Source organism: Olleya sp. YS (assembly GCF_029760915.1).
In the GTDB taxonomy this organism is placed as follows: domain Bacteria; phylum Bacteroidota; class Bacteroidia; order Flavobacteriales; family Flavobacteriaceae; genus Olleya.
Genome location: NZ_CP121685.1, coordinates 550,933 through 564,855, shown reverse-complemented (window position 1 = coordinate 564,855; position 13,923 = coordinate 550,933). Strand labels below are relative to the sequence as shown.

Annotated in this window: 10 protein-coding genes and 1 tRNA gene; all 11 read left to right on the top strand. The window is 32.2% G+C overall.

Annotated features, from left to right (window positions below):
- The 11 genes from mraY to Ollyesu_RS02630 all read left to right on the top strand — a co-directional run bounded on the left by mraY (position 1) and on the right by Ollyesu_RS02630 (position 13,914).
- Complete coding sequence (mraY, locus tag Ollyesu_RS02680; protein WP_279302260.1) at positions 1 to 1,233, top strand: phospho-N-acetylmuramoyl-pentapeptide-transferase; 1,233 nt, start codon at positions 1 to 3, stop codon at positions 1,231 to 1,233.
- Position 1,234: 1 nt separating this feature from the next.
- A complete protein-coding gene (gene murD / locus Ollyesu_RS02675; protein WP_279302259.1) occupies positions 1,235 to 2,566 on the top strand; it encodes a UDP-N-acetylmuramoyl-L-alanine--D-glutamate ligase in 1,332 nt (443 codons plus the stop codon).
- Between the two features lie 82 nt (positions 2,567 to 2,648).
- Positions 2,649 to 3,854: an FtsW/RodA/SpoVE family cell cycle protein gene (locus tag Ollyesu_RS02670; RefSeq protein WP_279303054.1), complete on the top strand. Its 1,206-nt coding sequence runs from the start codon at positions 2,649 to 2,651 to the stop codon at positions 3,852 to 3,854.
- Between the two features lie 2 nt (positions 3,855 to 3,856).
- Complete coding sequence (gene murG, locus Ollyesu_RS02665; protein ID WP_279302258.1) at positions 3,857 to 4,963, top strand: undecaprenyldiphospho-muramoylpentapeptide beta-N-acetylglucosaminyltransferase; 1,107 nt, start codon at positions 3,857 to 3,859, stop codon at positions 4,961 to 4,963.
- The gene (gene murC, locus Ollyesu_RS02660) at positions 4,963 to 6,315 is read left to right on the top strand and encodes a UDP-N-acetylmuramate--L-alanine ligase (protein WP_279302257.1); all 1,353 of its coding nucleotides are present in this window, start codon (positions 4,963 to 4,965) and stop codon (positions 6,313 to 6,315) included. The genes murG and murC overlap by 1 nt, the downstream gene beginning before the upstream one ends.
- Entirely contained in the window at positions 6,305 to 7,024 is a 720-nt protein-coding gene (locus Ollyesu_RS02655; protein WP_279302256.1) for a cell division protein FtsQ/DivIB, read from the top strand. The genes murC and Ollyesu_RS02655 overlap by 11 nt, the downstream gene beginning before the upstream one ends.
- A gap of 3 nt (positions 7,025 to 7,027) precedes the next feature.
- Positions 7,028 to 8,350 carry a cell division protein FtsA gene (ftsA, locus tag Ollyesu_RS02650; RefSeq protein WP_279302255.1) on the top strand — a complete coding sequence of 441 codons (1,323 nt, stop codon included), beginning with the start codon at positions 7,028 to 7,030 and terminating at the stop codon, positions 8,348 to 8,350.
- Between the two features lie 67 nt (positions 8,351 to 8,417).
- Positions 8,418 to 10,397 (top strand): cell division protein FtsZ, encoded by a 1,980-nt coding sequence (ftsZ, locus tag Ollyesu_RS02645; RefSeq protein ID WP_279302254.1) that lies wholly within the window; start codon positions 8,418 to 8,420, stop codon positions 10,395 to 10,397.
- A 272-nt stretch (positions 10,398 to 10,669) separates the two neighbouring features.
- Positions 10,670 to 11,119, top strand: a complete 450-nt coding sequence (locus tag Ollyesu_RS02640; RefSeq protein WP_279302253.1) for a GatB/YqeY domain-containing protein — start codon at positions 10,670 to 10,672, stop codon at positions 11,117 to 11,119.
- A gap of 8 nt (positions 11,120 to 11,127) precedes the next feature.
- Positions 11,128 to 11,201, top strand: a tRNA-Arg gene (locus tag Ollyesu_RS02635).
- Positions 11,202 to 11,511: 310 nt separating this feature from the next.
- Complete coding sequence (locus tag Ollyesu_RS02630; protein WP_279302252.1) at positions 11,512 to 13,914, top strand: O-antigen ligase family protein; 2,403 nt, start codon at positions 11,512 to 11,514, stop codon at positions 13,912 to 13,914.
- Positions 13,915 to 13,923: the final 9 nt, after the last annotated feature.

The following is a 13,923-nucleotide window of genomic DNA, read 5'->3' as shown; positions in this document are numbered from 1 at the left end:
ATGTTATACTACTTATTTGAATTTTTAGAAAAACAATACCAAATGCCTGGAGCAAGTGTGTTTCAATTTATCACCTTTAGAGCTGCTTTAGCAATCATATTATCCTTGTTGTTTTCTACAATTTTCGGTAAACGTATTATAGTTGCATTACAGAAAAAACAAGTTGGAGAATCGGTTAGAGATTTAGGTTTAGAAGGACAGTTAGAAAAAGCTGGTACACCTACTATGGGTGGAATTATAATCATATTAGCAACTTTAATTCCTGTATTGTTATTAGCCAAATTAGATAATATTTATGTAGTTATGCTAATTGTTACCATGCTTTGGATGGGAGCTGTTGGCTTTACAGATGATTATATAAAAGTATTTAAAAAAGATAAAGCTGGACTTAGCGGAAAATTTAAAGTTATGGGTCAAGTTGGGTTAGGCTTGTTTGTTGGTGCAATCATGTATTTTCACCCAGGAATCACCATCAAGACTGAAAAAGTTAATCCAATTTATGAAACCGAATTAATCACTCAAAATTCACCAAGGGAGTTTAATGTAGAAGAGCAATCGCTTAAAACAACTATTCCTTTTGTAAAGGATAACGAGTTTGATTACTCAGATTTAATAACATGGATGGGAGATGATTATGCAAAATATGCGTGGTTAATTTTTATCCCAATTGTCATTTTTATAGTAACAGCTGTTTCTAATGGAGCTAATCTAACAGATGGAATAGACGGATTAGCAGCAGGTAGTTCTGCCATAATTGTATTTGCATTAGCCATTTTTGCTTTCATTTCTGGAAACATCGTATTCTCAGATTATCTCAATGTTATGTTCATCCCTCGTTTAGGTGAAATGGTAGTGTTTATAGCTGCTTTTGTGGGAGCTCTCATTGGATTTTTATGGTACAATACCTATCCAGCACAAGTCTTTATGGGTGATACTGGAAGTTTAACTATTGGTGGTGTGATTGCAGTTATAGCAGTTGCGGTTAGAAAGGAATTACTAATTCCTTTACTATGCGGAATCTTCTTTGCAGAATCTTTATCAGTCATTATACAAGTCACCTATTTTAAATATACAAGAAAAAAGTATGGTGAAGGACGACGTGTATTTTTAATGTCGCCTTTACACCATCACTATCAGAAAAAAGGATATCACGAAAGTAAAATAGTGACACGGTTTTGGATTGTCGGAATTTTTCTAGCCATACTATCCATTGTGACCTTGAAATTAAGATAAAATGAAACGCTTAGTAGTATTAGGAGGAGGAGAAAGTGGAGTAGGCACAGCACTTTTAGGGCAGGCAAAAGGCTACGAAGTTTTTGTTTCTGATAAAGGAATAATAAAAGAAAAATATAAAAACGTTCTTATAAATAATAATATTGAATGGGAAGACCAACAGCACACAGAAGCTAAAATTTTAAATGCAGATGTCGTGATGAAAAGCCCAGGAATACCAGATAAGGTGCCTATGGTAAAAGCACTTTTAAAAAAGGGTATTCCGGTAATTTCTGAAATAGAATTTGCTTCAAAATATACTAATGCTACCATTGTAGCCATTACAGGAAGTAATGGTAAAACCACAACATCTATGTTAACGCATCACGTGTTAAATCAAGAGATAAATGTTGGTTTAGCAGGTAATATTGGTGACAGTTTTGCAAAGCAAGTTTTGAATCATGATTTTGATAATTATGTGTTAGAAATTAGCAGTTTTCAATTAGATGGTTGTTTCAATTTTAATCCTAAAATAGCCATCATAACTAATATTGTTCCAGATCATTTAGATCGCTACGATTATAAGTTTGAAAACTATATCGCTTCAAAATTCAGAATAGCTCAAAATCAAACTAAAGACGATTATTTGATTTATGATGCGGATGATGAAGTGATTATAGAGTACCTAAAAAACAATTCCATTCAATCCACACTATTACCGTTTTCACTAACCAAAACAATTGAAAACGGAGCGTATTTAGATCAAGATAATATTAAGATAACCATAGATAATAACCAGATAATTATGCCAACAAAAAACATCGCATTAGAGGGTAAACACAACATTAAAAACGCAATGGCTGCTTCTACAGTAGCACATTTACTTAAAATTAGAAAACAAACTATTCGTGAAAGTTTAGAAAACTTTCAAGGTGTAGAGCATCGATTAGAAAATGTATTGAAGATTAATAAAGTACAGTACATAAACGACTCTAAAGCTACCAATGTTAATGCAACGTATTTTGCGTTAGAAAGTATGGAAGCACCAACAGTTTGGATAGTTGGAGGTGTAGATAAAGGAAATAATTATGAAGAGTTGTATCCGTTTATAAATGAAAAAGTAAAGGCTATTGTTTGTTTAGGTGTAGATAATGAAAAACTTATGGCAAGCTTTGGGAAAATGGTTGATATTATCGTAGAAACTCAGTTTATGAGTGAAGCTGTAAAAATAGCATACAAAATTGCGGAAGCAGGAGATAATGTATTACTATCACCAGCTTGTGCAAGTTTTGATTTATTTGAAAATTATGAAGATAGAGGTCGTCAATTTAAAGATGCAGTAAGAAATTTATAACAAATTCCTGTATAGGAAGAAATCTAAAAAACATTAATAAAAAAATCTTTCCCTTTGGGAAATGTCCGTAAGGGTAGATGTGATGCAAACAGTATTTAATAACATAAAAGGAGACAGGTTAATATGGGCAATAGCTGCACTATTAGCTATATTTTCTTTTTTGCCTGTTTACAGTGCAGCAAGTAACTTAGCATATATTGGTGGCGATGGAAATACCTTTGGTTATTTTGTTAAACATTTCATGCATTTATTTTTAGGGTTTTCTATTATGTATGGTGTGCATAAAATTCCGTACCGATACTTTAGAGGCTTATCTATGGTGATGTTGCCAATTGTATTTGTGTTATTAATATTGACTATTTTACAAGGCACCACAATACAAGGTGCTAATGCTAGTCGTTGGATACGCATACCGTTTGTTAATATGTCTTTTCAAACGTCTACTTTGGCAGCAGTAGTATTAATGGTTTACATCGCGAGATATTTATCAAAAATTAAAGATAAAACCATCACATTTAAAGAGTCTATATTACCTCTTTGGATTCCGGTTTTTATCATATTAGCACTTATTTTACCATCTAATTTTTCTACAACAGCTATTATTTTTGTGATGGCTTGCGCATTACTATTTTTAGGTGGTTATCCATTAAGATATCTTATTGCAATGGGCTTAGCAGGAGTTGCAGGCTTAGCATTGTTTGTATTAATCGCAAGAGCATTTCCTGAAGCTATGCCTAATAGAGTTGATACTTGGACTAGTAGAATTGAAAGTTTTTTTAATGGAGAAGACACAGAAGAAGATTACCAAATAGAGAAAGCTAAAATAGCAATAGCATCAGGAGGAGTTGTTGGTGTTGGTTCTGGAAAAAGTATTCAAAAAAACTTTTTACCGCAATCGTCTTCAGATTTTATTTACGCCATAATTGTTGAAGAATATGGATTGTTAGGTGGTTTTGCTTTAATGATTTTATATATGTGGTTATTATTTAGAATCATAATTGTCGCACAAAAAGCAGATACCATTTTTGGTAAGTTATTAGTATTGGGTGTAGGTATACCCATTATTTTTCAAGCAATGATAAATATGGCTGTAGCAGTTGAGTTGTTTCCTGTAACAGGACAGACACTACCATTAATAAGTAGTGGTGGGACTAGTATTTGGATGACCTGTTTAGCAATTGGTATTATTTTAAGCGTTAGTGCAAAGCGTGAAGAAATTATACAAAAAGAAAAACAAGTAGTTGTAGAGAATCCGTTAGAGATTTTATCAGAAACATTAGAGGATTAAAAGTGAGTAACACAAACAAAGCATATAAAATTATTTTAAGTGGTGGCGGAACAGGTGGTCACATCTATCCTGCAATTGCGATAGCTAACGAATTAAAAAGACGTTTTCCAAACGCAGAATTTTTATTTGTTGGAGCTAAAGACCGTATGGAAATGGAAAAAGTTCCGCAAGCAGGTTATGCTATAAAAGGGTTATGGATTTCTGGTATTCAAAGAAAACTAACGCTTAAAAATATGATGTTTCCATTTAAGTTAATAAATAGCTTATGGAATGCTAGACAAATTGTAAATCAGTTTAAACCTGACGTAGCAATTGGAACTGGTGGTTTTGCAAGTGGACCTCTTTTACAAGTAGCTACTTCAAAAGGAATTCCAAGTTTAATTCAAGAACAAAACTCATATCCAGGAATCACTAATAAATTATTATCAAAAAAAGTTCAAAAAATTTGTGTTGCCTATAATGGATTAGAGCGTTTTTTTCCTGCCAACAAAATTATAAAAACAGGTAATCCTGTGCGTCAAGATTTATTAGACATTTCCTCTAAAAGAGTTGAAGCCATCAAGCATTTTCAATTAGAAGAAGGCAAACAAACCTTATTGGTTTTAGGAGGGAGTCTTGGTGCAAAAGCGATTAACGAATTAATGGTTAATGAATTGGATTTTTTGCAAACGCTAAACATTCAAATCATATGGCAATGTGGAAAGTTATACTACCAAAATTATAAACTTTACGGAAACACAAAGCATGTACAAGTGCATCAATTTATAAACAGAATGGATTATGCTTATGCAGCTGCAGATTTTATTATTTCTCGAGCTGGAGCAAGTTCTGTAAGCGAGCTGTGTATAGTTGGTAAGCCAACCATTTTTGTGCCTTCTCCATATGTTGCAGAAGACCATCAAACCAAAAATGCTGCAGCTATTGTAAATGAAAATGCAGCACTTTTAATAGCACAAGAAGATTTAAAAGTAGACTTTAAAAATAAATTTGGGCAATTAGTAGCTTCAAGAGAAAAACAAGAAGAGTTAAGTAAAAATATAAAAAAATTAGCATTAGTTAATGCTACAAAAGATATCGCAGACGAAGTAGAAAAACTTCTAAATAAGTAATGAATTTAAATAACATACATAACATTTACTTTATAGGTATTGGAGGCATAGGTATGTCTGCATTAGCACGCTATTTTAAAGCCAATGGTAAGTGTGTTGCTGGTTATGATAAAACTAAAACACATATTACAGATAGTCTTGTAGATTTAGATATCGCCATTCATTTTAAAGATTCTGTAGCTAATTTGGATAACCGTTTTTTAAATCCAGAAACGACCTTAATTATTTATACACCTGCAGTGCCTAAAAGTCACATGGAGCTGACTTACTTTAAAAACAATGGGTTTACTGTTTTAAAACGCTCGCAGGTATTAGGGTTAATTACTCAAAATACGTTTTGTTTAGCAGTTGCTGGTACACATGGTAAAACAACTACAACTAGTATTTTAGGGCATTTGTTACACGAGTGTAATGTACCACTAACTGCATTTTTGGGCGGAATTAGCGAAAATTACAATTCCAATTTAATTCTTAACGGAACTGAGGTGAGTGTGGTTGAGGCAGACGAGTTTGATCGTTCCTTCCTAACCTTACATCCAGATATGGCTTGTATCACGTCCATGGATGCAGACCATTTAGATATTTATGGAGATGCTTCAGCATTGATAGCTTCGTTTGAAGATTTTACAAAACAATTAAAACCTAACGGAAAATTATTTGTCAAAAATGGTCTTCCAATTAAAGGAATAACTTACGGAATAGATGATGATGCAGATTATGCTGCACAAAACATAACAATAGAAAATGGCACCTATGTTTTTGATGTAAAAACACCAAAAACAGTGCTTAAAAATTTGCAATTTAACCTACCTGGTAGACATAATTTATCAAATGCTTTAGTCGCTCTGGCGATGTCTGTAGAATATGGAGTCCCTGTCCAGCAGCTCGCCAAAGCTTTAGCGTCTTATAAAGGTGTAATGCGTAGATTTACTTATCAGATAAAGACAGATAATTTAGTGTATATCGATGATTATGCACATCATCCAGAAGAAATTAATGCAGTCCATCAGGCAGTTAGAGAAATGTATCCTAATAAAAAAGTATTAGCCATTTTTCAACCACATTTGTTTTCAAGGACTCAAGATTTTGCTCAAGAATTTGCTACAAGTTTATCGCAATTTGATGAGGTCTTATTGTTAGATATTTATCCAGCAAGAGAGTTACCAATTGACGGTGTGACTTCAGAATGGTTATTTAGTTTAATGACTTCAAAAAATAAAAAACTAGTAACCAAAGACACTTTAATTAAAAATATAAAAGAAAGTACAGCAGATATTATTTTAACTATAGGAGCTGGAGATATAGGTGCAGAAGTTTTAAAAATTAAAAAAGCACTTCAAAATGAAAGTTAATTGGAATGACATAAAACTGTTAGTTCTACTAGGTTTAGTAGTGTTTTTGTATGCGTTTTCTTCTAAAAGAAATGCTAAAAGAACAGTATCCAAACCTCATGTGGAATTCCTTGGAAACAACAATCTTTTTATGACACAAGAAGATGTTAGTAAGTTGTTAATACAAAATCAACAGTCCGTTACAAATGAACCTAAAGAAATTTTAGATTTGAACTTGTTAGAAACGACTCTAAACGCAAACCCAATTGTAGAGTTTGCAGACGTTTACGTTAGTGTAACAGGTAATTTAACAGCTAAGGTTAAACAAAAAACACCTATTGCTAGAGTGGTAACAGACGCGTCGTACTATATAGATAGTAATGGAGGTTATATGCCATTATCAAAAAACTATACAGAACGCGTCCCAATTGTTACCGGTTTTGTCAATAAAAAAACCTTAGAGAACGCACATAAAATGGCAATAAAAATTCAGGAAGACGAATTTTTAAAAAAGCATGTAGTTCGCATTCATCAAAATAAGAATGGGACTATAGATCTTAAGCTGAGACAATGTGAGTTTATAGTCAAATTAGGAAGTTTGAAGCAATTGGATAAAAAAATAAACAATCTAAAAGCCTTTTATCTTAAAGCGACAAAGGATAAAACCTTAAACAATTACAGTAAAGTAAACTTGCAATTTGGTAATCAAGTTGTGTGTACAAAAGCATAAGTTATGGAGCAAAACATTGCAGTAGGATTAGACATAGGAACCACAAAAATTGTGGCTATGATTGGTCGTAAAAACGAATATGATAAAGTCGAAATTTTAGGCATTGGTAAGTCTAAAAGTTTGGGTGTGCATCGTGGTGTGGTTAATAACATAACACAAACTATTCAATCTATTCAATTAGCCATTCAAGAAGCAGAAGCTGCTGCAGCATTAAAGATAGAAGGTGTAACTGTTGGAATTGCTGGACAACACATAAGAAGTTTACAACACAGCGATTATATTACAAGACCTAATAGCGAAACAGTTATAGATGAAGATGATATAGAACGATTAATCAATCAAGTACATAAATTGGTAATGCTTCCAGGAGAAGAGATTATACACGTCTTACCACAAGAGTATAAAATTGATGGTCAAGCCGAAATTAAAGAGCCAATCGGCATGTATGGTGGACGTTTAGAAGCAAATTTTCATGTAGTAGTTGGGCAAGTATCATCTATTAGAAATATTGGACGCTGTGTACAAAGTGCAGGTTTAGCATTAGAAGGGATCACCTTAGAGCCTTTAGCAAGTGCTAATGCAGTACTAAGTCAAGAAGAAAAAGAAGCAGGAGTTGCTTTAATTGATATAGGAGGTGGTACAACAGATTTAGCTATTTTCAGAGATGGTATTATTCGTCATACAGCAGTTATCCCATTTGGAGGTAATGTAATTACAGAAGATATTAAAGAAGGCTGTTCTATTATAGAAAAGCAAGCCGAATTATTAAAAATCAAATTCGGTAGCGCATGGCCAGGAGAAAATAAGGATAATGAAATAGTGTCTATTCCAGGTTTAAGAGGTCGTGATCCTAAAGAAATCACCTTAAAAAACCTGTCTAAAATTATTCATGCACGTGTTGTAGAAATAGTAGAGCAAGTTTATGTCGAAATTAAAAATTACGGACACGAAGAACAAAAAAAGAAGCTAATAGCAGGTATTGTTTTAACAGGAGGAGGAAGCCAGTTAAAGCATTTAAAACAATTAGTAGAATATATTACAGGAATGGATACCAGAATTGGGTATCCTAACGAGCATCTTGCAGGAGATAGTGATGATGCGATTACAAGTCCTTTATTTGCAACAGCAGTAGGATTAGTGATGGACGGATTAAAACGTCAAGACCGCAAAAAAGCGGAAGCTAAAATTGAAGAAGAAATTCAGGCTCAAGGCGAAGATGAAAATACTCCAGAAGTAGAAAAAGTAGAACCACCAAAAAAACAACGTAAGTCGTTTTTAGATACGTTAACAGAAAGAGTCAAAGACTTTTTAGATAACGCAGAATAAAATTAAAGATAACATAAGCGAGTATGTATCGCTTTAAAATAATAATTGATCCAGAAAACTAGAATTTATGAGCAGCAACAACGAATTCGAAAACATAGCATTCGATCTTCCAAAAAATCAATCTAATGTCATTAAAGTCATCGGTGTAGGTGGTGGAGGTAGTAATGCTATCAATCACATGTTCCTTCAAGGCATTAAAGGTGTAGATTTTGTAATCTGTAATACAGATGCGCAAGCACTACAAAACAGTGGAGTGCCAAACAAAATTCAATTGGGTGTTAACCTTACAGAAGGACTTGGTGCAGGAGCTAATCCAAATGTAGGAGAGCAATCTGCGGTTGAGAGTTTTGATGACATCCAACGTATGTTAGATACTAACACAAAAATGGTATTTATTACTGCAGGAATGGGTGGAGGAACTGGTACAGGTGCAGCACCAATAATTGCTAAAATGGCTAAAGACTTAGATATTTTAACAGTAGGTATTGTTACCATGCCTTTTCAGTTTGAAGGTAAAATGCGTAATGAACAAGCCCAAGAAGGGATTGAAAAATTACGTAAAGAAGTCGATAGTTTAGTAGTAATAAACAACAATAAATTACGTGAGGTTTATGGTAACCTAGGTTTTAAAGCAGGTTTTTCTAAAGCAGATGAGGTATTATCTACTGCAGCACGTGGTATTGCAGAAGTTATTACACATCACTACACACAAAACATCGATTTACGTGACGCTAAAACAGTATTAAGTAATAGCGGAACTGCTATAATGGGATCTGCTGAAGCTTCGGGACAAAACCGAGCACACGAAGCGATTTCAAAAGCATTAGATTCTCCGTTATTAAATGATAATAAAATAACTGGAGCCAAAAACGTATTGTTGCTAATCGTTTCTGGAGCTCAAGAAATTACTATTGATGAAATTGGAGAAATTAACGATCACATACAAAACGAAGCTGGTCATGGTGCCAATATCATTATGGGTGTTGGTGAAGATGAAAGCTTAGAAGAGTCAATTTCTGTAACAATCATTGCAACTGGATTTGATGTCGAGCAGCAAAACGAAATTTCGAATACTGAAATTAAAAAAGTAATCCATGCTTTGGAAGATGATCAAAATATGGAACAAGATTTAAGTGGTAACGATAGAGAGCCTGCTATAATCTTACCAAATATAGAGTTAGAAGATGCACAAGACACGCCTCAAGCAGTAGTAAAACATACCTTAGATATTGAAGAAGATACCGAAGATGAGTTGTCTGCTTTTGAAATGGCTCAAATAAACAAACAAAAAGCAGCAGTAAGCTATGACGATTTGGATTTAATACCAACTAGTGAGCTTATTAAAGATATGGATGTTATTTACTCTGAAGTTGATGTTAATGTAGAAGATACAGAAGATTTTAATATTACAACTGTTTCTAATGCAGAGGTAGAAGAACCTATTAGAATAGAGGAGGAAGAAGAGAAACAACAAATCACGTTAAGTTTTGATATGCCATTATCAGAGCCAGTTGTTGAGCCAAAAGTTGAAGAGGATAGTCCAGTGGTTATGAATTTAACGGAAGAGGTTAACGATATGGAAGTGAATGATTTTGTCGAAATTATTCCCGTGACCGAAAACTCTGAAACAGGTGAAGTAAGATACGCATTAGATGATTATGTTGAGGTAAATTCTGCAATTAATAAAGTGGCTGAACCTAAAGTTGAAATTGATAAAGAAGTAGCTTTTGAACAAAAAACTGTTGAAGATGCTGAGGAAGATGTGACTGAAACAGAGGTGGATCCTATGAATACGCCAATCTCAGAGTTATTAAAAAGTAGAGCAGACGAGCGCAGAAAAAAAATGAAGAATTTTAATCATAAATTCAATAGTTCTAAAATTGAAGATATAGAGAAAATTCCAGCATATAAACGTCAAGGATTAGAGTTAGACGATAGTCAACATTCATCAGATAATAATATTTCTAAAACAACACTAAGTGTTGATGATAATGATGATATTCAATTAAGAAGTAACAACTCTTTCTTACATGATAACGTAGATTAATAAAACGCTATTATTAAAATAGTTAGTTGAATTTATTCCGAAATGTTTCGGAAACTAATCACTTAAATTAATCCATTTTTAACCCGAAAAGTTCCCTCAAACTTTCCGGGTTTTTTTTAGTAAAACCCAATTTTGAAAGCACATAGTCGCACTCAAAATAGTTGGTTGAGCTTACAGTAAGGTTTATTAAGACTAGTTTCTGTAGACTAAACCTAATCACATTCAAAATCAATACTTTTACTTATATTCGTAGTTCTAAAAAACAAAATAAAATGAGTTTATCTAAAGATATAATGACAGCCTTAAAAGAGGCAATGAAAAGTAAAAATACTGTTGCGTTAACAGCTTTAAGAGCAGTTAAATCTGCCATACTTTTAGCACAGACAGAAACTGGCGCAAAAGCAGAATTAACGGAAGCAGAAGAGCTTAAAATACTTCAAAAACAAGTTAAGCAACGTAAGGACAGTGCAGCAATATTTTTAGAACAAGGTCGAGAAGATTTAGCAGCACCAGAATTAGCTGAAGCAGAAGTTATAGCTCAGTTTTTACCAGAAGCCATGAGTGAGGAAGAGATTGCTAAAATAGTAGATGATGTTATCGCAAAAACAGGAGCAGATGGTATGAAAGATATGGGTAAAGTTATGGGAATGGTTAGTGGACAATTGGCAGGAAAGGCAGATGGTAAAACCATATCTACTATTGTAAAGGCTAAATTATCTTAATAGTATTAGGCCTCGTAGTTCAACTGGATAGAATATCAGATTTCGGCTCTGAGGGTTGGAGGTTCGAATCCTCTCGAGGTCACGAATGAATAAAAAAGATTTTAGTCAAATCAAGCTTGCTTGAATTTGTAAAAAAATCTTTTTTATTATCAAAGCGGAGCTTTGAGGATAACGAAGCGAAGCGAAGTAATCCTAATAAAAGTCAAATCAAGCTTGCTTGAATTTGTAAAAAAATCTTTTTTATTATCAAAGCGGAGCTTTAAGTCATAGCAATCAACATACGTTTATACTAAGAGATTGATAAAATTAAATTATGTATTTTTTGTAAGTTGATTTGTAAAAATGCTATTTTGTAGCTAATTAACACTAATTATATTATTTAGATTTTAATAATGAAAGAACTTTCAAATACAACCAAAATTTCTGACTATATAATAGTAGTACTATATCTATTGACAGTTTTTGTGCCTAATTTTGGGGCATTTGATTTTGCTTCAACACAGTGGTTTTATCTTGGTATTCTTAATACTGGTGTTTTTATATTTTATCTTTTTAATTTAGAATATTTGTCCTTTTCAATGTCAAAATATGTTAAACTATTTTTTGGTATTCAATTGGCAATTTTTTTAGTGTCTTGCATTTCCATGACACAATCCATTATAATTGACGAAAGCGTCATCTATCTATCTAGGATTTTCACTTTTATATGTTCAGTCTTTAACTTATTTCTTGTCTTTAGAAGAAAAAAAGGATTTGGTTTTTTAGGACTGAGTATAGTAATGAGTATCATATTATTTATAGAATCATTTGAGGTAGTCTACTATTTTTTTTCAAGACTAAATGAGTTAAGAACAGAAGAATTAATTTTTGGAATTCCACATAGATATGGTAATCCAAATATTCTTGGATCTGCAATAGTAATAAAGTTGCCATTTTTATTATACTTATTCCTACAGTTAAAGGGTCTAAAAAAAATAATTAGTTTGGTGGCTGTGTTATTTGTGATAACTAGCTTGTTATTAATTGGAGCGAGAACATCAGTTTTAATTATGTTAGTTGTTTTAGCTACGTTTTCAATAGCTTATTTTGTAGTTTCCAAATACTCGTTTAAGAAAAGTATAGGTGTGATTTTACCTTTGTTTATAACTGCAATTATAGCTTATGGGAGTTCAATATCAGTGAATAAAATTTACAAGGATAAATTTAATACTTATAATGAGTTGTTTTTTCCAAAAAGTGAGAAAGACCTATATAATCCTAAAGCCAAAACAAATTTAATACAAGGTTCCGGTAGAGAGTACATTTGGAAATCGGCTATTAAAGATTTTAAAACATCACCAATAATTGGAGTTGGGATTGGTAATTGGCGACATAATTCCAAAAAAGAACTTTTGATTAATTATGACAGAAAAGGATTTTTATTTTCAACTCACGTCCATAATGATTTTTTACAGGCTTTAGCAGAGACTGGCGTGATAGGTTTTTTACTATATGTAATAGTTTATGTTTTAAGTTTTATAATACTTATCCAAAAGTATAGAAATCTAAAAACTGATTTAGAGAAATTTTTCTTAATTACTATTGCTTTAGCTTTGTTAAGTTACGCAATTGATGCCTTCTTTAATTTTCCTCATCATAGAGCTCCAATTCAAATTATTCTCGCATGTATACTTGCAATTATTTTAAGCTTTTCAATTAGTAAAAATAAAAACTCTGATAAGCATATATTACCTAAAAGTATTAAAATTATAGGATCAATAATTACTGTAATTATGTTTATAAATCTTTTTAGTCATTACAAAGATTATAAATCATCAACAGTTCAGTACACTTTAATGGGAGAAGTGAAAACTAAAGACGCTTTTACTTCAAAATTTAATTATACTTATGATCAGGTTAGTAGAATGTTGCCAGATTTTCCTTATGTAAACCAAATAGGTATGACTAATGATGATATTAAAGCAATGTACGCTATTAATAGTAAGCAGTATAAAAAAGCAAATGTACATTTAGATAAATCTATAGCTACAGTAGAAAATAATATCTGGCCAAAAACTTTGAAAGCTATGGTTTTTAATGCCACTAAAAAAGAAGATAGCGCACTGTTTTATTCTAAAGAAGTTTTTGATTTAGCACCAAGTATAGAATCAAATTTCTACATTTTAAGAGATTATTACAAAAGAAAAAAAGACACAGCAGCATTGTTTAACTTATACGATAGACACTTTAGGGTGAGACCTAAAAATATACTTGGATGGATTGGCATGTCTAACGATATTAGAAGGTATTATAGAGACGACTCTTTGGCACTAAGTAAGATTAATTATGCTTTAGAAAGTTTTCCTTATGACGAAAACCTTTTAAAGTTTAAAAGTGAGCTTAAAACAATTATGTCCAAAAAGTCAAAATCTGATATCATAGCTAGTACATTAGATGAAAGTGTCATTGAAGAAATGACTAAGTATTTCCAAGAAGGAAATAAGTATTTTAATAATAAAGATTATGCTAATGCCAGAGTTAATTTTTTAAAAGTGTTAAACATAGAGCCTAATAATCTACCAACGCATTTTAAATTAGGATTACTTGAAAATCTTACCAAAAACTATCAAAACGCAATACCGTATTTTACTAAAGTTATAGATGATAAATATTTAGATAATGGTAGGCCAGAGTATAGTAGAGGTGTATCTTATTTAAAACTAAACGATATGGCAAACGCAAAAAAAGATTTTTTAGTGAGTCGACAAAAAGGTTGGCAAGCAGCACTAAACCTTAATGATTCTTTTTTTGAATAATGGTTATAA